Below are 25760 nucleotides of genomic sequence, written 5' to 3' on the forward strand. Positions count from 1 at the left end.
AATAGCTCTCTAAAACTTTTTAAAAATTTTGGGGAGCTGTTTTGTTATTTATTTTAGACAAGAAAATGGCCATAGCAAACGAGCTATGGTCTTTTTCTTTTTCTATTATCTTCTTCTCTTTCTATTCTTCTTACGTCTCAAACCAAGAAGACCACCAACGGCAGTTGCAATTAATCCAAGTAAGGATGATGAATTCGTAGAAGCACCAGTTTGTGGTAATCTGCGACGATTACTCATTCTTACATGATGTCTCTTAGCACTAACTTGTTGTTCAGTTGATTCTGCTGGTTGTTTTTCTGGAGTAATGCTTACGTTAGCTTGTTCTCTGACATATTCAGCAGGACGTGGATTAGTAATACTATTTATCGATTCAGAATTATTAGTATTACTGTTCAATTCAGAAATACTCTCGCTTACTTCTGAATGACTAGAAATTGAAGTTGATTGACTAGTTGAATTAGTAATTGAATCTTCACTTTGACTCAAGCTGTTGCTTAAGCTTTCGCTTTGACTTAAGGAGTTACTTAAGCTCTCGCTTTGACTCAGTGAGTTACTCAAGCTCTCACTCTGACTTAAGGAGTTAGACAAGCTTTCGCTTTGACTTAAGCTGTTGCTCAAACTCTCACTTTGGCTTAAGGAGTTAGACAAGCTCTCACTCTGACTCAAGCTGTTACTTAAGCTCTCACTTTGACTTAGTGAGTTACTCAAGTTTTCGCTTTGACTCAATGAGTTAGACAAGCTTTCACTTTGACTCAAGCTGTTGCTTAAGCTCTCACTCTGACTCAATGAGTTACTCAAGCTCTCACTTTGACTTAAGGAGTTACTCAAGCTCTCACTCTGACTCAAGCTGTTACTCAAGCTCTCGCTTTGACTTAAGGAGTTACTCAAGCTCTCACTCTGACTCAAGGAGTTAGATAAGCTCTCACTTTGACTCAAGCTGTTGCTCAAGCTCTCACTCTGACTCAAGCTGTTACTCAAGCTTTCACTTTGACTTAATGAGTTAGACAAACTCTCACTTTGACTCAATGAGTTAGACAAGCTTTCGCTCTGACTTAAGCTGTTGCTCAAGGAGTTAGATAAGCTTTCGCTCTGACTCAATCTGTTACTCAAGCTTTCACTCTGACTTAAGGAGTTACTCAAGCTTTCGCTTTGACTCAAGCTGTTGCTTAAGCTCTCGCTTTGACTCAAGCTGTTACTCAAACTCTCACTTTGACTCAAGCTGTTACTTAAGCTCTCACTTTGACTCAAGCTGTTGCTTAAGCTCTCACTCTGACTCAAGGAGTTAGACAAGCTCTCACTTTGACTTAAGGAGTTACTCAAGCTCTCACTCTGACTCAAGCTGTTACTCAAGCTTTCACTTTGGCTCAAGCTGTTACTCAAGCTCTCACTCTGACTCAAGCTGTTACTCAAGCTTTCACTTTGACTTAAGGAGTTAGACAAACTCTCACTTTGACTCAAGGAGTTAGACAAACTTTCGCTCTGACTTAAGCTGTTGCTCAAACTTTCACTCTGACTCAAGCTGTTACTCAAGCTTTCGCTTTGACTTAAGGAGTTACTCAAGTTTTTGCTTTGACTCAATGAGTTACTCAAGCTTTCGCTTTGACTCAAGCTGTTGCTCAAGCTCTCGCTTTGACTTAAGGAGTTACTCAAGCTCTCACTCTGACTCAAGGAGTTACTCAAGCTTTCGCTTTGACTCAATGAGTTACTTAAGCTCTCGCTTTGACTCAAGGAGTTAGATAAGCTTTCACTCTGACTCAAGGAATTACTCAAGCTTTCACTTTGACTTAATGAGTTAGACAAGCTTTCACTCTGACTCAAGGAGTTACTCAAGCTCTCACTCTGACTTAAGGAGTTACTTAAGCTTTCGCTTTGACTCAAGGAGTTAGATAAGCTTTCGCTCTGACTTAAGGAGTTAGACAAACTCTCACTTTGACTTAAGGAGTTAGACAAGCTTTCACTCTGACTTAAGGAGTTACTCAAGCTCTCACTTTGACTCAAGCTGTTACTCAAACTCTCACTTTGACTTAAGGAGTTAGACAAGCTTTCGCTCTGACTCAAGCTGTTGCTCAAACTCTCGCTTTGGCTGAGTGAGTTACTTAAGCTTTCACTCTGACTCAATGAGTTAGATAAGCTCTCGCTTTGACTCAAGCTGTTGCTCAAGCTTTCACTTTGGCTCAAGGAGTTAGACAAACTTTCGCTCTGACTTAAGCTGTTGCTCAAACTTTCACTCTGACTCAAGGAGTTACTCAAGCTTTCGCTTTGACTTAAGGAGTTAGATAAACTCTCGCTTTGACTCAAGCTGTTACTTAAACTCTCACTCTGACTTAAGGAATTACTCAAGCTCTCACTCTGACTCAAGGAGTTAGATAAGCTTTCACTCTGGCTCAAGCTGTTACTTAAGCTTTCACTTTGACTTAAGGAGTTAGACAAGCTTTCACTCTGACTCAAGCTGTTGCTTAAGCTTTCGCTTTGACTTAAGGAGTCGCTTAGGCTTTCACTCTGACTCAAGGAGTTACTCAAGCTCTCACTCTGACTTAAGGAGTTACTTAAGCTTTCGCTTTGACTTAAGGAGTTAGACAAGCTTTCGCTTTGACTCAAGCTGTTACTCAAACTCTCACTTTGACTCAAAGAGTTGGACAAGCTCTCACTCTGACTCAAGGAGTTAGATAAGCTTTCACTCTGGCTCAAGCTGTTACTTAAGCTCTCACTCTGACTTAAGGAGTTACTCAAGCTCTCGCTTTGACTCAAGCTGTTGCTTAAGCTCTCACTCTGACTTAAGGAGTTAGACAAGCTTTCGCTTTGACTCAAGGAGTTAGACAAGCTTTCGCTCTGACTCAAGGAGTTAGATAAGCTTTCACTCTGGCTCAAGCTGTTACTTAAGCTCTCACTTTGACTTAGTGAGTTACTCAAGCTCTCGCTTTGACTCAATGAGTTACTTAAGCTTTCGCTCTGACTCAAGGAGTTACTCAAGCTTTCACTTTGACTTAAGGAGTTGCTCAAACTCTCGCTTTGACTCAAGGAGTTGGACAAGCTCTCACTTTGACTCAAGGAGTTAGATAAGCTTTCACTCTGGCTCAAGCTGTTACTTAAGCTCTCACTTTGGCTTAGTGAGTTACTCAAGCTCTCGCTTTGACTCAATGAGTTACTTAAGCTTTCGCTCTGACTCAAGGAGTTAGATAAGCTTTCACTTTGACTTAAGGAGTTACTCAAGCTCTCACTCTGACTTAAGGAGTTACTTAAGCTTTCGCTTTGACTCAAGCTGTTACTCAAACTCTCGCTTTGACTCAAGGAGTTAGACAAACTCTCACTCTGACTTAAGGAATTACTCAAGCTCTCACTCTGACTCAAGGAGTTAGATAAGCTTTCACTTTGACTTAAGGAGTTAGACAAACTCTCACTTTGACTCAAGGAGTTAGATAAGCTTTCGCTTTGACTTAAGGAGTTACTTAAGCTCTCACTCTGACTCAAGCTGTTACTCAAGCTTTCGCTTTGACTTAAGGAGTTAGACAAGCTTTCACTCTGACTCAAGGAGTTAGACAAACTCTCACTTTGACTCAAAGAGTTGGACAAACTCTCGCTTTGACTTAATGAGTTAGACAAACTCTCACTTTGACTCAAAGAGTTGGACAAGCTCTCACTCTGACTCAAGGAGTTAGATAAACTCTCGCTTTGACTTAAGGAGTTAGACAAGCTTTCACTCTGACTTAAGGAGTTACTCAAGCTCTCGCTTTCACTCAAGCTGTTGCTTAAGCTCTCACTCTGACTTAAGGAGTTAGACAAGCTTTCGCTTTGACTCAAGCTGTTACTCAAACTCTCACTTTGACTCAAGGAGTTAGACAAGCTTTCACTCTGACTCAAAGAGTTACTTAAGCTTTCGCTCTGACTTAAGGAGTTAGATAAGCTTTCGCTTTGACTCAAGCTGTTACTTAAGCTCTCACTTTGGCTCAAAGAGTTAGATAAGCTTTCACTCTGACTTAAGGAGTTACTCAAGCTCTCACTCTGACTCAAGGAGTTAGATAGGCTCTCACTTTGACTTAGTGAGTTACTTAAGCTTTCACTCTGACTTAAGGAGTTACTCAAGCTCTCACTTTGGCTCAAGCTGTTGCTCAAACTCTCGCTTTGGCTGAGTGAATTACTCAAGCTTTCACTCTGACTTAAGGAGTTACTCAAGCTCTCACTTTGGCTCAAGCTGTTACTCAAACTCTCACTTTGACTCAAAGAGTTGGACAAGCTCTCACTCTGACTCAAGGAGTTAGATAAACTCTCGCTTTGACTCAATGAGTTAGACAAGCTCTCACTCTGACTTAAGGAGTTACTTAAGCTTTCGCTTTGACTCAAGCTGTTAGACAAGCTTTCACTTTGACTTAAGGAGTTAGATAAGCTTTCACTCTGGCTCAAGCTGTTACTTAAGCTCTCACTTTGACTTAGTGAGTTACTCAAGCTCTTGCTTTGACTCAATGAGTTAGACAAGCTTTCACTCTGACTCAAGCTGTTACTCAAGCTCTCACTTTGACTTAGTGAGTTACTTAAGCTTTCGCTTTGACTCAAGGAGTTAGATAAGCTTTCGCTCTGACTTAAGGAGTTAGACAAGCTTTCACTCTGACTCAAGGAATTACTCAAGCTTTCACTTTGACTTAAGGAGTTGCTCAAACTCTCGCTTTGACTCAAGGAGTTGGACAACCTTTCGCTTTGACTCAAGGAGTTACTCAAGCTCTCACTCTGACTTAAGGAGTTACTCAAGCTCTCACTCTGACTCAAGCTGTTACTCAAGCTTTCGCTTTGACTCAAGGAGTTACTCAAGCTCTCACTTTGACTCAAGGAGTTACTCAAGCTCTCACTTTGACTCAAGGAGTTAGACAAGCTTTCACTCTGACTCAAGGAGTTAGATAAGCTTTCACTCTGACTTAAGGAGTTGCTCAAACTCTCACTTTGACTTAGTGAGTTACTCAAGCTCTCGCTTTGACTCAAGGAGTTAGATAAGCTTTCGCTCTGACTTAAGGAGTTAGACAAGCTTTCACTTTGACTCAAGGAGTTAGACAAGCTTTCACTCTGACTTAAGCTGTTACTCAAGCTTTCACTTTGGCTCAAGCTGTTACTCAAACTTTCACTTTGACTTAAGGAGTTAGATAAGCTCTGACTTTGACTCAAGCTGTTACTCAAGCTTTCACTTTGACTCAAGGAGTTAGATAAGCTTTCGCTCTGACTCAAGCTGTTAGATAAGCTTTCACTCTGACTTAAGGAGTTACTCAAGCTTTCGCTTTGACTCAAGCTGTTGCTTAAGCTCTCGCTTTGACTCAAGGAGTTGCTCAAGCTTTCGCTTTGACTCAAGCTGTTAGATAAGCTTTCGCTCTGACTTAAGGAGTTACTCAAGCTTTCACTTTGACTCAAGGAGTTGCTCAAGCTGTTACTCAAGCTCTCACTTTGACTCAAGCTGTTACTCAAGCTTTCACTCTGACTTAAGCTGTTACTCAAACTCTCACTTTGACTCAAGGAGTTACTCAAGCTTTCACTCTGACTCAAGCTGTTTGACAAGCTTTCACTCTGACTCAATGAGTTACTCAAACTTTCGCTTTGGCTTAAGGAGTTAGACAAGCTTTCACTTTGACTCAAGCTTTCGCTTTGACTCAAGGAGTTACTCAAGCTCTCACTTTGACTCAAGCTGTTACTCAAACTCTCGCTTTGACTCAAGCTGTTACTCAAGCTTTCACTTTGACTTAAGGAGTTACTTAAGCTTTCACTTTGACTTAAGGAGTTAGACAAGCTTTCACTTTGACTTAAGCTGTTACTCAAACTCTCACTTTGACTCAAGCTGTTACTCAAGCTTTCACTCTGACTTAAGCTGTTACTCAAACTCTCACTTTGACTCAAGGAGTTACTCAAGCTTTCGCTTTGACTCAAGGAGTTACTCAAGCTTTCGCTTTGACTCAAGGAGTTAGACAAGCTCTCGCTCTGACTCAAGGAGTTAGACAAGCTCTCGCTTTGACTCAAGCTGTTACTCAAGCTTTCACTTTGACTTAAGGAGTTACTCAAGCTTTCACTCTGACTCAAGCTGTTTGACAAGCTTTCACTCTGACTCAAGGAGTTAGATAAGCTTTCACTCTGACTTAAGGAGTTACTTAAGCTTTCGCTTTGACTTAAGCTGTTACTCAAACTCTCACTTTGGCTCAAAGAGTTAGACAAGCTTTCACTTTGACTTAAGGAGTTAGACAAGCTCTCGCTTTGACTCAAGGAGTTAGACAAACTTTCGCTTTGACTCAAGCTGTTACTCAAACTCTCGCTTTGGCTCAAGGAGTTAGATAAGCTCTCGCTTTGACTCAAGCTGTTACTCAAACTTTCACTTTGGCTCAAGCTGTTTGACATGCTCTCACTCTGACTCAAGCTGTTACTCAAACTCTCGCTTTGGCTGAGTGAGTTACTCAAACTCTCACTTTGACTCAAGGAGTTAGATAAGCTCTCGCTCTGGCTCAAGCTGTTACTCAAACTTTCACTTTGACTTAAGGAGTTAGATAAGCTCTCACTTTGACTCAAGCTGTTACTCAAGCTTTCACTTTGACTCAAGGAGTTAGATAAGCTTTCGCTCTGACTCAAGCTGTTAGATAAGCTTTCACTCTGACTTAAGGAGTTACTCAAGCTTTCGCTTTGACTCAAGCTGTTGCTTAAGCTCTCGCTTTGACTCAAGCTGTTACTCAAACTCTCGCTTTGACTCAAGGAGTTGCTCAAGCTGTTACTCAAGCTCTCACTTTGACTCAATGAGTTGCTCAAGCTCTCACTCTGACTTAAGGAGTTAGATAAGCTCTCGCTTTGACTTAAGGAGTTACTTAAGCTTTCACTCTGACTCAAGGAATTACTCAAGCTTTCACTTTGGCTCAAGGAGTTGCTCAAGCTCTCGCTTTGACTCAAGCTGTTACTCAAGCTCTCGCTCTGACTCAAGGAGTTAGACAAGCTTTCACTTTGACTTAAGGAGTTAGACAAACTTTCGCTCTGACTTAAGGAGTTAGATAAGCTCTCGCTCTGGCTCAAGCTGTTACTCAAACTTTCACTTTGACTTAAGGAGTTAGATAAGCTCTCACTTTGACTCAAGCTGTTACTCAAGCTTTCACTTTGACTCAAGGAGTTAGATAAGCTTTCGCTCTGACTCAAGCTGTTAGATAAGCTTTCACTCTGACTTAAGGAGTTACTCAAGCTTTCGCTTTGACTCAAGCTGTTGCTTAAGCTCTCGCTTTGACTCAAGCTGTTACTCAAACTCTCGCTTTGACTCAAGGAGTTACTCAAGCTCTCGCTTTCACTCAAGCTGTTGCTTAAGCTCTCACTCTGACTTAAGGAGTTAGACAAGCTTTCGCTTTGACTCAAGCTGTTACTCAAACTCTCACTTTGACTCAAGCTGTTACTTAAGCTTTCGCTTTGACTCAAGGAGTTAGATAAACTCTCACTTTGACTCAAGGAGTTACTCAAGCTTTCACTCTGACTTAAGGAGTTGCTTAAGCTCTCACTCTGACTTAAGGAGTTACTCAAGCTCTCGCTTTGACTCAAGCTGTTGCTCAAGCTCTCACTCTGACTTAAGGAGTTACTCAAGCTCTCACTCTGACTCAAGCTGTTACTCAAGCTTTCGCTTTGACTTAAGGAGTTAGACAAGCTTTCACTCTGACTCAAGGAGTTAGATAAGCTTTCACTCTGGCTCAAGCTGTTACTTAAGCTCTCACTTTGACTTAGTGAGTTACTCAAGCTCTCGCTTTGACTCAAGGAGTTACTTAAGCTTTCGCTCTGACTCAAGGAGTTAGATAAGCTTTCACTCTGGCTCAAGCTGTTAGATAAGCTTTCACTCTGACTCAAGCTGTTGCTTAAGCTTTCGCTTTGACTTAAGGAGTTGCTCAAACTCTCGCTTTGACTCAAGGAGTTGGACAATCTCTCACTTTGACTCAAGGAGTTAGATAAGCTTTCACTCTGGCTCAAGCTGTTACTTAAGCTCTCACTTTGACTTAGTGAGTTACTCAAGCTCTCGCTTTGACTCAAGGAGTTACTTAAGCTTTCGCTCTGACTCAAGGAGTTAGATAAGCTTTCACTCTGGCTCAAGCTGTTAGACAAGCTTTCACTCTGACTTAAGGAGTTACTCAAGCTTTCACTTTGACTTAAGGAGTTGCTCAAACTCTCGCTTTGACTCAAGGAGTTAGATAAGCTTTCACTCTGACTCAAGGAATTACTCAAGCTTTCACTTTGACTCAATGAGTTAGATAAGCTTTCACTCTGGCTCAAGCTGTTAGATAAGCTTTCACTCTGACTCAAGCTGTTGCTTAAGCTTTCGCTTTGACTTAAGGAGTTGCTTAGGCTTTCACTTTGACTCAAGGAGTTACTCAAGCTCTCACTCTGACTTAAGGAGTTACTTAAGCTTTCGCTTTGACTCAAGGAGTTAGATAAGCTTTCGCTCTGACTTAAGGAGTTAGATAAGCTCTCGCTTTGACTCAAGCTGTTACTTAAGCTTTCGCTCTGACTTAAGGAGTTAGACAAACTCTCACTTTGACTCAAGGAGTTAGATAAGCTTTCGCTTTGACTTAAGGAGTTACTTAAGCTCTCACTCTGACTCAAGCTGTTACTCAAGCTTTCGCTTTGACTTAAGGAGTTAGACAAGCTTTCACTCTGACTCAAGGAGTTAGATAAGCTCTCGCTCTGACTTAAGGAGTTACTCAAGCTTTCACTTTGACTCAAGGAGTTAGACAAACTCTCACTTTGACTCAAAGAGTTGGACAAACTCTCGCTTTGACTTAAGGAGTTACTCAAACTCTCACTTTGACTCAAAGAGTTGGACAAGCTCTCACTCTGACTTAAGGAGTTGCTTAAGCTCTCACTCTGACTTAAGGAGTTACTCAAGCTCTCGCTTTGACTCAAGCTGTTGCTTAAGCTCTCACTCTGACTCAATGAGTTACTCAAGCTTTCACTCTGACTCAAGGAGTTGCTTAGGCTTTCACTCTGGCTCAAAGAGTTACTCAAGCTCTCGCTCTGACTCAAGCTGTTACTCAAACTCTCGCTTTGGCTGAGTGAATTACTCAAGCTCTCACTCTGACTTAAGGAGTTAGACAAGCTCTCACTTTGGCTCAAGGAGTTAGACAAGCTTTCGCTTTGACTTAAGGAGTTAGACAAACTCTCACTTTGACTCAAGCTGTTACTCAAGCTCTCACTTTGACTCAAGCTGTTGCTCAAACTCTCGCTTTGGCTGAGTGAGTTACTTAAGCTCTCGCTTTGACTCAAGCTGTTACTCAAGCTTTCGCTCTGACTTAAGGAATTACTCAAGCTCTCACTCTGACTTAAGGAGTTTGACAAGCTCTCACTTTGACTCAAGCTGTTGCTCAAACTCTCGCTCTGACTTAAGGAGTTACTCAAACTCTCGCTTTCACTCAATGAGTTGGACAAGCTTTCACTCTGACTCAAGGAGTTAGACAAGCTCTCGCTCTGACTCAAGCTGTTACTTAAGCTCTCACTTTGACTTAGTGAGTTACTCAAGCTCTCGCTTTCACTCAAGGAGTTACTTAAGCTTTCGCTCTGACTTAAGGAGTTAGACAAGCTTTCACTTTGACTCAAGGAGTTAGACAAACTCTCGCTTTGACTTAAGGAGTTACTCAAACTCTCACTTTGACTCAAAGAGTTGGACAAACTCTCACTCTGACTCAAGGAGTTAGATAAACTCTCGCTTTGACTTAAGGAGTTAGACAAGCTTTCACTCTGACTCAAGGAGTTGCTTAAGCTCTCACTCTGACTTAAGGAGTTACTCAAGCTCTCGCTTTCACTCAAGCTGTTGCTTAAGCTCTCACTCTGACTTAAGGAGTTACTCAAGCTCTCGCTTTCACTCAAGCTGTTGCTTAAGCTCTCACTCTGACTTAAGGAGTTACTTAAGCTTTCGCTTTGACTCAAGCTGTTACTTAAGCTCTCGCTTTGTCTTAAGCTTTCGCTCTGACTTAAGGAATTACTCAAGCTCTCACTTTGGCTCAAGCTGTTACTTAAGCTTTCGCTCTGACTCAAGCTGTTAGATAAGCTTTCACTCTGACTTAAGGAGTTACTCAAGCTCTCACTCGCTGAAACTGAATTACTCAAACTTTTACTTATTGACACTGAGTTGCTTAAACTCTCACTCAGCGACACTGAGTTACTAATGCTCTCTTTTTGACTTAGGGAACTAGACCTACTTTCACTTAACGAATTACTTAGACTCTTATGTGTACTTACTGAGTTACTTATACTTTGAGAAATAGCCTTTGACACGGATGTCGATGTACTTGTTGATGTGCTATGTTCATAAGTTGTATATCCGTTATAAATTACTGTTTTAGTACTATTTTTTACAATATTATTATTTACATTGGCTACGTCTGCAACTGTTCCTAATTGGTCAGGCTCTAATACAGTATTACTACTTGTAACATTAGTTCCTTGGATAGTCGCTATATTATTTTCAAAATATGGCGAACTTTGACCATCAGCTTGCACATTAGTGTAAGTAGCATGTATCGTATAGACTGCACCACCGCTATATGCAGCTGCGCCATTATTGTTTAAAGTAACTTTTTGAGGATCATTTATATTAATGGTAGTTGATTGAGAATATGTAGTTGAACTAAAATTAGCCGCACCATTCATTGTTACAGTAGCACCATTATTAATAGTTACTGTATTATTTATTGATGATCCATAATTATTAAGTGAAATATTAGTTCCGGGAGTATCTAATTTAACTTTAGCATTTTCCCCGATAGAAATTGAATTATTACCACCATTATAATTAGGGGAGTAAATATTATTTGTTGTAGCGCCCTTTATTGCTACTTCTGTATTCTTCCCAATGGTAATTGTATGAGTTGCATTATTGCCGACAAGTTTAATATCATATTGACAATTATTTCCTCCATCAAGTGTAACATGAGAACCATTATCTATAATTAAATTAAAAGATGGAGACAAGAGTGCTGTTCCATGGCCATCATCATTATTAAAACTTGTACTATATGAATTTCCGTTAAAAGTGTAAGAATTTACACCAGTAATTGTAGTATTACCAGAAATTTCAAAAGTTTTTAATGGCTTATTCTGATTAGCACGCCCGTTCATAAAATCGTTAACAGTCGTATCAGCAAATACTGCTGTCCCACCAATTGCATGAACGTTATTATAGATCAATTTTACATTGGAATTATAAAGTATACCATAATCTTTGAGAAATACAGCTCCATACTTATTAGCAGTATAAATATTTGTATTGTTAAAAGTTAAGACCACAGGGGAAGAAGATAAACTCCAATTAGGATTAATATAACTATTTCCAAAGTTAATGGTATAACCATTACCATTAACCGTTACACTTCGTGAATTATTCATAACAATGGCGCTAGAAGTGTAATTTCCAAGATCTATATCACCAGTTAAATTAATAACGGATGCATTACCATTATTAATTTGGTTATAAAATCCTTGTGCAGTATTTACATTTACTCCATCATTAGTCTGAGCTAATTCAACAAAGGAATTATTTAAATTTAATTCATAGCTTTGCTTCTTTTTATCGCTTTGAACTTTGTCTACATTAGTAGTTTTAGTAGTGGATGTTTGCAATCCAAATGGCGTCTTTAAATTTTCATTCAAAAGTTGGTTAGCAGGATATGAAGCATTACTTAATTCCAAACTATTTATAGTAGTATCAGAATTATTAGCTGTAAGGTCCTTAGGAGATTCTTGGCTTAAAGAATTATCTACTGAGTTCGAACTACTATTTTTAATAAAATTTTTAGAAGTAGAATTTTTAATAGTATGAGATTTTGATGATGTAGTAGTATGTCTTTTCCCAGAACTAGAGGTCTCTTTTTCAGAGAGCTTTAAAGAACCGAGAATACTACTCGATTGACTTAAGGATTCAGATATACTATGAGATTGACTTAAGGATTTAGATAAAATTTGCGAATGGCTTATTGACTGACTCGCAGAAATGGAAGTACTTTGAGAAATCAATAAACTCTTTGAGATAGAAGCTGACATACTTTTAGCCTCAGAGTTACTAATACTAAACCCTTTTTCGTTGGACTTACTATTCGGCTTATTTGATATCCCAGTTTGAATACTATCGGCTACAGAACCGACAATTTGCGACTTAGGATCTACAGAGGTACGTGCAGCATAAACACGATCATTTGGTAAAATGGTCGCACCCGTTGCACCTGCTCCAATAATTGTCGCCAATCCAGCTAATTCTTTAAGATATGCTTTAGGATCATCCTGATCTTCCCTTAATGCATTAGGATCAATGTAATTTTTTTGTTGTTTGCGATTCTTTTTATTTCTAAAATGTAATCGTCTCATACTTTACCTCTACTCCGATATTTGAACCTTTTATAGAAAATTATTACACAATCATATATTTTTAAGTGCCAATATAATAACTATGTTTATCTTACACCTAATGTTATTAAATGGAAAACCAAATATAGTAAATGAAAGTAAAATATTATATTTACCTTATTTTGTGATTATAAAAATACATCAATCAAAAAATCATATAATTTTTATTGCTACTCTGTATTGAAATTTTGTATTCCAATACTTTCATTAAAGTTAAGTTTAGTTGCTTTTAGTTTAATCTTTGCTTTATTTTTAAACTATTCATACTCTATCAATTAACTTACTATGTTATAGCTTATCCTGCTGACTAAGTTATTTGAGATCTGTTTTTATCAAAATTAACCTACATTGCATTAATTTGGATTAACAAACCACTCATGTGAAATGTCAGGATTAATTACATGAACTTCAATGTTTTTATTATGATAAAGAAGCGATTTAATTGTTGTTTCTATCTTATCTATAACTTCCACTTAACACTATTATATTCATGACTTTATTATACTTTTCTAAAACTAGCATAGACATTATATCCGCCAATGATTTTACTGTTTACAACGTTATTTTAATTATATTAGTTTCATATATTTCTGTATAAATAAACCCCTGAAGCTTCACTGAAGTTCCAGGGGTTTATTCATTTATCTATTTATTTTTACTTTTTTCTACGTTTCTTATTGCGTCTAAATCCAAGTAAGCCACCTATAGTTGCTGCAATTGCACCAAGTAATGAAGTTGATCCTTCTGAAGTACCTGTTTGTGGCAATCTTCTTTGTCTAGTTCCTTTAACATTCATCTTCTTAGTTGGAACGTTTTGAGTTTGACTTCTACGTTGCTTTCCATTCTTACCAAAGATAGATTCCGAAGGCTTGGTAGATGGAGTCAAAGTATTATGACTAACAGTTGAAGGAATTGAGATATTTTGTGTAATTGATTCACTTGACGAATTATTTGAATCAGAATTTTCATAAATACTCTCGCTCATTGTTTGACTTGCCAGGCTTGTTGATTTCAAATCGGAAGCACTTTCGCTCATTCTCTGACTCAAGGAGTTAGATAAACTCTCGCTTTGACTCAAGCTGTTGCTCAAGCTTTCACTCTGACTCAAAGAGTTGGAGAAGCTCTCACTTTGACTCAAGCTGTTACTCAAACTCTCACTTTGACTTAAGGAGTTGCTTAGGCTCTCACTCTGACTCAAGGAGTTAGACAAGCTTTCACTCTGACTTAAGGAGTTACTCAAGCTGTTACTCAAGCTTTCACTTTGGCTCAAGCTGTTACTCAAGCTTTCACTCTGACTTAAAGAGTTACTCAAGCTTTCACTCTGACTCAAGGAGTTAGACAAACTCTCACTTTGATTTAGTGAGTTACTCAAGCTTTCGCTCTGACTTAAGGAGTTACTCAAGCTTTCACTTTGGCTCAAGCTGTTGCTCAAACTCTCACTTTGACTCAAGGAGTTACTCAAACTTTCACTCTGACTTAAGGAGTTAGACAAGCTTTCACTCTGACTTAAGGAGTTACTCAAACTCTCACTTTGACTCAAGCTGTTACTCAAGCTTTCACTTTGACTTAAGCTGTTACTCAAACTTTCGCTTTGACTCAAGGAGTTAGACAAGCTCTCGCTCTGACTCAAGGAGTTACTCAAGCTCTCACTCTGACTTAAGGAGTTAGATAAGCTTTCGCTTTGACTCAAGGAGTTAGACAAACTCTCACTTTGACTCAAGCTGTTAGACAAGCTTTCGCTTTGACTCAAGCTGTTACTTAAGCTCTCACTTTGACTTAAGGAGTTAGACAAACTCTCGCTTTGACTCAAGCTGTTGCTCAAACTCTCGCTTTGGCTGAGTGAATTACTCAAGCTTTCACTCTGACTCAAGCTGTTGCTCAAACTCTCGCTTTGGCTGAGTGAGTTACTTAAGCTTTCGCTTTGACTTAGTGAGTTACTCAAGCTTTCGCTTTGACTTAGTGAGTTACTCAAGCTTTCGCTCTGACTCAAGGAGTTACTTAAACTTTCACTCTGACTTAAGGAGTTACTTAAGCTTTCGCTTTGACTCAAGCTGTTGCTCAAACTCTCGCTTTGGCTGAGTGAATTACTCAAGCTTTCACTCTGACTCAAGGAGTTAGACAAACTCTCACTTTGACTCAAGGAGTTAGATAAGCTTTCACTTTGACTCAAGCTCTCGCTTTGACTCAAGCTGTTACTTAAGCTTTCGCTCTGACTCAAGCTATTAGATAAGCTTTCACTCTGACTTAAGGAGTTACTCAAGCTTTCACTTTGACTCAAGCCGTTACTCAAACTCTCGCTTTGACTCAAGCTGTTACTTAAGCTTTCGCTCTGACTTAAGGAATTACTCAAGCTCTCGCTTTGACTCAAAGAGTTAGACAAGCTCTCACTCTGACTCAAGGAGTTAGACAAACTCTCACTTTGACTTAAGGAGTTAGACAAGCTTTCGCTCTGACTTAAGGAGTTACTTAAGCTCTCACTCTGACTTAAGCTGTTGCTCAAACTCTTACTTTGGCTCAAAGAGTTACTCAAGCTTTCACTTTGACTTAAGGAGTTAGACAAGCTCTCGCTTTGACTCAAGCTGTTAGATAAGCTTTCGCTCTGACTCAAGCTGTTACTCAAGCTCTCACTCTGATTCAAGCTGTTACTTAAGCTTTCGCTTTGACTCAAGCTGTTACTTAAGCTTTCGCTTTGACTCAAGCTGTTACTCAAGCTTTCGCTTTGACTCAAGGAGTTACTCAAGCTCTCACTCTGACTTAAGCTGTTGCTCAAACTCTCACTTTGGCTCAAAGAGTTACTCAAGCTGTTGCTTTGACTTAAGGAGTTAGACAAGCTTTCACTCTGACTTAAGCTGTTGCTCAAGCTTTCACTTTGACTCAAGGAGTTACTCAAACTCTCACTTTGACTTAAGGAGTTACTCAAGCTGTTGCTCAAACTCTCGCTTTGACTCAAGGAGTTAGACAAACTTTCGCTCTGACTTAAGGAGTTACTCAAACTTTCACTTTGACTTAAGGAGTTGCTCAAACTCTCGCTTTGACTTAATGAGTTAGACAAGCTCTCACTTTGACTTAAGGAGTTACTTAAGCTTTCGCTCTGGCTCAATGAGTTACTCAAGCTTTCACTTTGGCTTAAGGAGTTACTCAAACTCTCGCTTTGGCTCAAGGAGTTAGACAAGCTTTTGCTTTGACTCAAGCTGTTGCTCAAGCTCTCGCTTTGACTTAAGGAGTTACTCAAACTCTCGCTTTGACTCAAGCTGTTAGACAAGCTTTCACTTTGACTCAAGCTGTTGCTCAAGCTTTCACTCTGACTTAAGGAATTACTCAAGCTTTCACTCTGACTCAAGCTGTTACTCAAGCTCTCGCTTTGACTCAAGGAGTTAGACAAGCTTTCGCTTTGACTCAAGCTGTTGCTCAAACTCTCGCTTTGGCTGAGTGAGTTACTCAAGCTTTCGCTCTGACTTAAGGAGTTACTTAAACTCTCACTCTGACTTAAGGAGTTACTCAAGCTGTTGCTCAAGCTCTCGCTTTGACTCAAGCTGTTACTTAAGCTCTCACTTTGACTCAAGGAGTTAGACAAGCTCTCGCTTTGACTCAAGGAGTTAGACAAGCTTTCACTTTGACTTAAGGAGTTACTCAAGCTCTCACTCTGACTTAAGCTGTTGCTCAAGCTCTCACTTTGACTCAAGCTGTTGCTCAAGCTCTCACTTTGACTCAAGGAGTTAGACAAGCTCTCGCTTTGACTTAAGGAGTTACTCAAACTCTCGCTTTGACTCAAGCTGTTAGACAAGCTTTCACTTTGACTCAAGCTGTTGCTCAAGCTTTCACTCTGACTTAAGGAATTACTCAAGCTTTCACTTTGGCTGAATGAGTTACTTAAGCTTTCACTCTGACTCAAGCTGTTGCTCAAGCTTTCACTTTGACTTAAAGAATTAGATAAGCTTTCACTCTGGCTCAAGCTGTTTGACAAGCTTTCACTTTGACTTAAGGAGTTAGACAAGCTTTCGCTCTGACTTAAGGAGTTAGACAAACTCTCACTTTGACTCAAGGAGTTGGACAAGCTTTCGCTTTGACTCACGGAGTTGGACAAGCTTTCGCTTTGACTCAAGCTGTTACTCAAGCTCTCACTCTGACTCAAGCTGTTACTTAAACTCTCACTTTGACTCAATGAGTTAGATAAGCTTTCGCTTTGACTCAATGAGTTGCTCAAACTCTCGCTTTGACTTAAGGAGTTAGACAAGCTCTCACTTTGACTTAAGCTGTTGCTCAAACTCTTACTTTGGCTCAAAGAGTTACTCAAGCTTTCACTTTGACTTAAGGAGTTAGACAAGCTCTCGCTTTGACTCAAGCTGTTACTCAAGCTTTCGCTTTGGCTTAATGAGTTAGACAAACTCTCACTTTGACTCAATGAGTTAGATAAGCTTTCGCTCTGACTCAAAGAGTTAGACAAGCTTTCGCTTTGACTCAAGCTGTTACTTAAGCTTTCGCTTTGACTTAAGGAGTTAGACAAGCTTTCGCTCTGACTTAAGCTGTTGCTCAAGCTCTCGCTTTGACTCAAGGAGTTACTCAAGCTTTCGCTTTGACTCAAGCTGTTACTTAAGCTTTCGCTTTGACTTAAGGAGTTTGATAAGCTCTCACTTTGGCTCAAGCTGTTACTCAAACTCTCACTTTGACTCAAGGAGTTAGACAAGCTTTCACTCTGACTCAAGCTGTTGCTTAAGCTTTCACTCTGACTCAAGCTGTTGCTCAAGCTCTCACTCTGACTCAAGCTGTTACTTAAACTCTCACTTTGACTCAAGCTGTTACTCAAGCTTTCGCTTTGACTCAAGGAGTTAGACAAACTCTCGCTTTGACTCAAGCTGTTACTCAAGCTTTCACTCTGACTTAAGGAGTTACTCAAGCTTTCGCTTTGACTCAAGCTGTTACTTAAGCTTTCACTTTCACTCAAGGAGTTGGACAAGCTCTCACTTTGACTCAAGCTGTTGCTCAAGCTCTCACTCTGACTCAAGGAGTTAGATAAACTCTCGCTTTGACTTAAGGAGTTAGACAAGCTTTCACTCTGACTTAAGGAGTTACTCAAGCTCTCGCTTTCACTCAAGCTGTTGCTTAAGCTCTCACTCTGACTTAAGGAGTTACTCAAACTCTCACTTTGACTCAAGGAGTTAGATAAGCTTTCGCTTTGACTCAAGCTGTTGCTCAAGCTCTCACTTTGGCTCAAAGAGTTAGATAAGCTTTCACTCTGACTTAAGGAGTTATTCAAGCTCTCACTCTGACTCAAGGAGTTAGATAAGCTCTCACTTTGACTTAAGGAGTTAGATAAACTCTCGCTTTGACTCAAGGAGTTGGACAAGCTCTCACTCTGACTTAAGGAGTTACTCAAGCTTTCACTTTGACTCAAGGAGTTAGACAAGCTTTCGCTCTGACTCAATGAGTTAGATAAGCTTTCACTCTGGCTCAAGTTGTTACTTAAGCTCTCACTTTGACTTAAGGAGTTGCTCAAACTCTCGCTTTGACTCAATGAGTTAGATAAGCTCTCGCTTTGACTCAATGAGTTAGATAAGCTTTCACTTTGGCTCAAGCTGTTACTCAAACTTTCACTTTGACTTAAGGAGTTAGATAAACTCTCGCTTTGACTCAAGCTGTTACTTAAGCTTTCGCTTTGACTCAAGGAGTTCGATAAGCTCTCACTTTGACTTAAGGAGTTAGATAAACTCTCGCTTTGACTCAAGCTGTTACTCAAGCTTTCACTTTGACTCAAGGAGTTAGACAAACTCTCACTTTGACTCAAGCTATTACTTAAGCTTTCGCTTTGACTCAAGCTGTTGCTCAAACTCTCACTTTGACTCAAGCTGTTACTCAAACTCTCACTTTGACTCAAGCTATTACTTAAGCTTTCGCTTTGACTTAAGGAGTTGCTCAGGCTCTCACTCTGACTCAAGGAGTTAGATAAGCTTTCACTCTGACTCAAGGAGTTAGATAAGCTCTCGCTTTGACTCAATGAGTTGGACAAGCTTTCGCTTTGACTTAAGGAGTTAGACAAACTCTCACTTTGACTCAAGCTGTTACTTAAGCTCTCGCTTTGTCTTAAGCTTTCGCTCTGACTTAAGGAGTTACTCAAGCTCTCACTTTGACTCAAGCTGTTACTCAAGCTTTCACTTTGACTTAAGGAGTTAGACAAACTCTCGCTTTGACTTAGTGAGTTACTCAAGCTCTCACTTTGACTCAAGCTGTTAGACAAACTCTCGCTTTGACTCAAGCTGTTGCTCAAACTCTCGCTTTGGCTGAGTGAATTACTCAAGCTTTCACTCTGACTCAAGGAGTTACTCAAACTCTCGCTTTGGCTGAGTGAATTACTCAAGCTCTCACTCTGACTCAAGCTGTTACTCAAGCTTTCACTTTGACTTAAGGAGTTAGATAAGCTTTCGCTTTGACTCAAGCTGTTACTCAAACTCTCGCTTTGACTCAAAGAGTTGGACAAGCTTTCACTTTGACTTAGTGAGTTACTCAAGCTTTCGCTTTGACTTAGTGAGTTACTCAAACTCTTACTTTGACTCAAGCTGTTACTCAAGCTTTCACTTTGACTTAAGCTGTTGCTTAAGCTTTCGCTTTGACTCAAGGAGTTACTCAAACTTTCACTTTGACTCAAGGAGTTAGACAAGCTCTCACTCTGACTCAAGCTGTTGCTTAAGCTTTCGCTTTGACTTAATGAGTTGCTCAAACTCTCGCTTTGACTCAAGCTGTTACTCAAGCTTTCGCTTTGGCTCAAGGAGTTAGACAAACTCTCACTTTGACTTAAGCTGTTACTCAAACTCTCGCTTTGGCTCAAGGAGTTACTCAAACTTTCGCTTTGACTCAAGGAGTTTGACAAGCTTTCACTTTGACTCAAGGAGTTACTCAAACTCTCGCTTTGACTTAAGGAGTTACTCAAGCTTTCGCTTTGACTTAAGGAATTAGACAAGCTTTCGCTTTGACTCAAGCTGTTACTCAAACTCTCGCTTTGACTCAAGCTGTTACTCAAACTCTCGCTTTGACTCAAGGAGTTAGACAAGCTTTCACTCTGACTTAAGGAGTTACTCAAGCTCTCACTTTGGCTCAAGGAGTTAGATAAACTCTCGCTTTGACTCAAGGAGTTGCTCAAACTCTCACTTTGACTCAAGGAGTTACTCAAGCTCTCGCTCTGACTTAAGCTGTTACTCAAACTCTCACTTTGACTCAAGGAATTACTCAAGCTTTCACTCTGACTCAATGAGTTACTCAAGCTTTCGCTTTGACTCAAGCTGTTAGATAAGCTCTCGCTTTGACTCAAGGAGTTTGACAAGCTCTCGCTTTGACTCAAGGAATTAGACAAGCTTTCACTCTGACTCAATGAGTTACTCAAGCTTTCACTTTGACTTAAGGAGTTACTCAAACTTTCGCTTTGACTTAAGGAGTTGCTCAAACTCTCGCTTTGACTCAAGCTGTTACTCAAGCTCTCACTTTGACTTAGTGAGTTAGACAAACTCTCGCTCTGACTTAAGGAGTTAGATAAACTCTCGCTTTGACTCAAGGAGTTAGATAAGCTTTCACTCTGACTTAAGGAGTTACTCAAACTCTCACTTTGGCTCAAGGAGTTGCTTAGGCTTTCACTCTGACTTAAGGAGTTAGATAAACTCTCGCTTTGACTCAAGGAGTTGCTCAAACTCGCACTTTGACTCAAGGAGTTACTCAAGCTCTCACTCTGACTCAAGGAGTTAGATAAGCTCTCGCTTTGACTCAAGCTGTTGCTTAAGCTTTCACTCTGACTTAAGGAGTTACTCAAGCTCTCACTTTGACTCAAGCTGTTACTCAAGCTTTCACTTTGACTTAAGGAGTTGCTCAAACTCTCGCTTTGACTCAAGCTGTTACTCAAGCTCTCACTTTGACTTAGTGAGTTAGACAAACTCTCGCTCTGACTTAAGGAGTTACTCAAGCTTTCGCTTTGACTCAAGCTGTTACTCAAACTTTCACTTTGGCTCAAAGAGTTAGATAAGCTCTCACTCTGACTCAAGGAGTTAGATAAGCTTTCGCTTTGACTTAAGGAGTTGCTTAAGCTCTCACTTTGACTCAAGCTGTTGCTCAAACTCTCGCTCTGACTTAAGGAGTTACTCAAACTCTCACTCTGACTTAAGGAGTTGCTTAAGCTCTCACTCTGACTCAAGCTGTTACTCAAACTCTCGCTTTGACTCAAGCTGTTGCTCAAGCTCTCACTCTGACTTAAGGAATTACTTAAGCTTTCGCTTTGACTCAAGCTGTTACTCAAACTTTCACTTTGACTTAAGGAGTTACTCAAGCTCTCACTCTGACTCAAGCTGTTACTTAAGCTTTCACTCTGGCTTGTTGAATGACTCAGACTTTCACTTTGATTGAGTGACCTACTAGTACTTTCACTCTGGCTAATTGAATTACTTAAGCTTCTGCTTATACTTCCTGACGTAGCTTCACTAATACTTAATGATTCACTTCTGCTTTCAGATCTTTGAATTGAATAACTATTTGAAATACTGGTAGACACACTTTGACTTGTGCTAATGCTTTGAACGTCAGTGTAATGCAAATAAACTTTGAATATATTAGAAGAGTTAATTAAGTTTCCATAAGGATAATCACTTAAAGCAAGTTTTCCGTCAGGTCCTGGTGTCATTACATTTCCATTAGGATCTTCAACTTTTTCTAAAGTATAACCTTTACTTATTAAGTCAGCTAAAGTTGATGTAGCATTTGCAAAATCAATTGGAGTATCAGAAGCACCTTGATAATCAATAGTTGTACCATCAATTAGAACTGGATTAGCTGGATCATTATCATTGTAAAATTCAAGTGTAGCTGTTCTATAGTTAGATGCATCGGCTGAGTTATTAACACCGCGATTATTGTTATAACCAATAGAGGATTTCCAAGTATTGTAATAAAAATTAGAAGGCTCAGGAACAACCTCATTGCTAGTATTATTTTTTATAACCATAGTTGGGTGTTGTGTATTAATCAAAGCATTTTGGAGTGCTTCATTTGAAGTTTTTAACCCATATTGTGGATAATTAGCATAATTATCTTTATCTACTGTAGCTGCTGCATTTAAATCTTCTTGATATGACTTAATATCAGTCGGCATCGTAAATGCACTTTTAGCAGTTACTGATAGTGGAAAAATAATACCACTTTGAGAAGTACCAGGTACACTTCCTAAACGAACATTTGGATCACTAATTTGGACATGGTAAATTCTCTTAAGAGTTCCATCTGTTGTAGTTACGTCTTCATGTGTCACAACTACATCTGAAGTAGTTTGTGTATCCTTTTTTACTTCATTCTTCAAGTAAACTTGGTCAGAAGTCGTACCTGTGACCTCATTACTTAACTCATTGTTCACATACCACGCAAAGTTATTTTTAATTTGCTTTTCTATATCAGCATCAGAAGCCCAATTATAATTAAATTGATCGCTTTTACCTACAGTAATAGTTAAATCAAAATTATTGCTTGTATTTTGTTGGGACTTAGTTGCTCCACTAGTAGCAATTTGAAAGCCAATATTGTTATACCAGTCAGTATTTGTAACGACACCATTATTTGGACTCCAGGTTCTATTGTAAGGAAATGTAATTTCCGGCATTGTTTTCTTGTTGTATTCAAGATATTGTTTACTGTAAACATATTCACCTTGAATATGTAATCCACTAGCAAATGTTTGTCCATTAATATTTACGTCATTTGTTGGAGTGTAGGCAAATCCCATTCCATTCTTAGATTGATCGTCTGTATATTGATATACATACACCTTACCTAAGTCGGTAGTATTACTACTACTTTGATTAGTGCTAATTGATGGCTGTTGAGACTGAGGATTACCCCAATTCAAGTTTAAAGTCCAACTTGGATGATTATTACCGGTAGTAACTTTTTCAGCATTTGAGTTAAAGACAACTCTATAATATGTTCCCATCTTATAGGCAGTACCAACTTGAGTACCATCTTTTGCATAAATAGGAAGATTAGCCCCTAGCATGTTGTCATATAACTCAATACCATTTTGATTTGGTAAGCCTAAGTGAACATCAAAGTATTGCCCATCTTTTAATTCACCTTTTGGAGTAAAAGTAAAGCTAAGTTGTTCATATCCAGCATCATTACTAGTCTTACCTTCATGAGGTGTCGCTTTAATGTTACTGATAGAGTAAGCATCTGTTGCCAACTTTTCTTTACCCACTTGAATAATGTAAGTAGCACTTACTCCGCTGTTTGCACCAGTAGTTCCTGCATTAAGCCAATTTACAGTTTGATTACTTTGAACAACATTTATAGGGCCTGCATTCGTAGTAAAAGTATATGTACCTCTACCAGCTTGACCATCTGTTGAAAGTTCCGATATTAACGGTGCTGTAGAATTTGAATAAGTATGACTACCACCGTTTTCACCAGTAAAGTTTGGCGTTAAAGTTATAGAGCCAGTAACTTGAGCAGTCGTAAAGTTTGGTGTAGCACCAGATAATGTAACTTCAAAAAGTTGTTCACCATTTGGTCCTTTACCATCTACTTCTTCAACTTTAGCCGTTCCGTCATAGGAGCCATACGTAAATTTAAATGAATCTGTAGTTGCAGTGAAGCCTGCAGGAATCATTACAATAAATTTAGGATTCTGAACAGTTGAATTACCAGCAGTGGATAAGCGGAAAGTATATTGTGGAACTTGCGTGCCACTGTATACTGTATTATCTGCTATCGGATTTCCGTTAGCGTCAAGTAGATTGGCAGTACCAGTGAAGGTTGGTAGTTCATTTGTATCAATGCCGTAATTAATACTGTTTGAAGATGCGTAACTACTATTTACAACCTTAATATTTTGCCCATTAGCATCAAATGTATATGTTTTATTATCTCCACTTACACTTGATGTTGCATCGCTTGCAAGCTCAGACACTATTGGTGCAGTTTTCGAATCATATGTATAGTAACCCTTTTGTGTTGGATCTAAAGTTAATTTAAATTGACCACCAAAATTACTTGCTGGAGACCAACTTGGATTAAAGTTTAATGTTATTTTGAAGAGTTGTTCGCCATTTGGCCCAATTTTACCTAAATCTTGAATTGAGTAATCTTTACTTTTGTTAGATCCATTAAATACTCCATTAAAGTAATTTCCTGAATTAGCGGGAATTAACCCAAAATCAGATGTACTAGAAGTAAATCCTTTAGGAATCATCACAATAAATTGTGGATTTTTAACAGTGGAAGTACCATTTGTCGACAAACGAACAGAAAGAGTCGGAAGATTTGTACTCGTCGATGTATAGTTAATTGAACTTCCAGATACAAATTGATTTGAGGAATTTAAATTACCAAAAGCTACATCACCAGTAAATGACGGTAATTGTGCATCATTTATATAGTAGCTTACATTTATTGCGTTACTACTCTTTACAACGTCATATGTTGTGCCATTAACTGTAACTGTAGATGTTCCTGCTGTACTTTGGCCATCACTTGCAAGTTCAGTTACTAACGGAGTGGTGCTGTCATATTTAAAATTACCTTTGGCACTTGTATCTACAGCTAATTTAAACTGTAACCCTAAATCTTTATTGTCACTTTCAGATGGATTGAAGTTTAGCTTTACGCTGTAAACTTCTTCACCATTACTATTTGTTCCTAATGATTTAACACTGTAATCACTGCTATTAAAATTATTAGTTCCTTTGAAATTACCATCAAAATATTTAGTTACAGTATCAGATGAAATTAAGCTATTACCAGTTACCTTAAATCCTTTAGGAATTGTAACAATAAATTGTGGATTAGTAACAGTCGTAGTACCATTTGTTGACAAACGAATATTTAATGTAGGTAATTGTCCTGATGGGGTATCAGTATTGTAGTTAGTACCGTCAGCTGAAACAAAAGTGCCATTAGAAAGATTACCTAAAGTAGCAATACCAGTGAATGTTGGCTTTACTGCTTGGTTTACAGCGTAAGTAACAGTACTTCCAGCGCCAGTCCATTGTTGTTCATTAACCGTCCACGTACTTTTTACCACATTATAGGTCTTTCCGTTAACGTTAAATGTATATGAACCACCACCAGCACCGGCCACAGCACCTTCATTTCCATATTCAGACAATTCAGAAATCAATGGTAAATTCCAGTCATTATACGTATATTGTCCACTAGACTGTGAATTTATACTCAACTTAACTTGACCACTAACTGGTTTATCATAATTTGGCGTATCACCAGTTAAGGAAATTTCAAATAATTGTACATTGGCCTTATTTGCACTATCTTCTACTTCACCAAGATAAGTAACTGATGAAACTTTCCCAGGATAAGTACTACCATTGAAAGTAAAATCGCTTGGAGTAGCAGTAAATCCTGCTGGAATTGCAACAATAAATTGCGGATTCTTTACTGTAGAAGAACCATAAGTAGATAATCTAAAAGTATAATTTGGTACATTAGTTCCGCTATATGATTTTCCATTTGCATCAAGCCATACAGTACCAGAAAATGTTGGCTTAACAACAGCATCATTCGTTGCTGCCAAAGTCATAAAGTTAGCAGCTAAAGCAACTGATAATTGAGAATTTGAATTATTTGAAGTGGAATTATTGCTAGAAACACTATTAAAGGCTAATGGTAAGTTAGATAATGAAGAAAGATCATTACTTAGATTAAGGCTTGACTGTAACCCGTTAGTAATATCATTAGAGGTAGAAACAGATGTAGAATTCTGTTCTTGGCTAGCAGAAGTAGAACCATTTGAGAGAGATTTTTCAGCACTTTGTCTATTATTTTGTTCACTCTTTTTTACATTTGTTGTTTCAGATTGGCTCTCTTTGGTATTTGACTTATGTGAAGTACTTGATTGTTGTTTATTAGACTTAGCTTCTTTTTCTTTACTCTTAGCTAAGCTTAGTGAACTAAGGACACTTTCAGATTCACTTAACGAATGACTTAAAGATTCAGATTGACTAATTGACTGGCTCACAGATTTTGAAAGACTTTGAGATAGTTGAGTACTTTTAGATGCGGAAGTCGATTTAGTCTTATCCTCAGACGCACTAATACTAAAAGTCTTGTTATCGGACTTGCTACCAGTAGTATCTGATGCTCCACTTTTAATAAAGTCAGAAACAGATCCAACAACTTGAGATTTTGGATCAACGGAAGTTTGAGCCGCATATACTCGCCCGTTAGGAAGCAAAGCTCCACCAGTTGCTCCAACGCCAAGAATTGTAGCTAGCCCTGCAATATCTTTCAAATAAGAAGTTGCATCATCCTTGTCGTCTCTAATTGCATTAGGATCAACATAATGTTTAACATGTTTTTGACGTTTTCTATTTCTAAAATATCTTCTCATAAGCTGTGCCTCTAATGTATTTATT

2 protein-coding genes are annotated in these 25760 nt (G+C 38.8%); both read right to left on the reverse strand.

Features of this window, described 5'->3' with window-relative positions; all coding sequences use genetic code 11:
* Nucleotides 1-105: 105 nt before the first annotated feature.
* The gene (locus tag QM512_RS06405) at nucleotides 106-12333 is read right to left on the reverse strand and encodes a pectate lyase-like adhesive domain-containing protein (RefSeq protein ID WP_282804956.1); all 12228 of its coding nucleotides are present in this window, start codon (nucleotides 12331-12333) and stop codon (nucleotides 106-108) included.
* Nucleotides 12334-13027: 694 nt separating this feature from the next.
* The gene (locus tag QM512_RS06410) at nucleotides 13028-25735 is read right to left on the reverse strand and encodes an LPXTG cell wall anchor domain-containing protein (RefSeq protein ID WP_282804957.1); all 12708 of its coding nucleotides are present in this window, start codon (nucleotides 25733-25735) and stop codon (nucleotides 13028-13030) included.
* Between the last annotated feature and the right edge of the window lie 25 nt (nucleotides 25736-25760).

The sequence above is a fragment of the Lactobacillus isalae genome (assembly GCF_947539375.1).
Taxonomy (GTDB): Bacteria; Bacillota; Bacilli; order Lactobacillales; family Lactobacillaceae; genus Lactobacillus; species Lactobacillus isalae.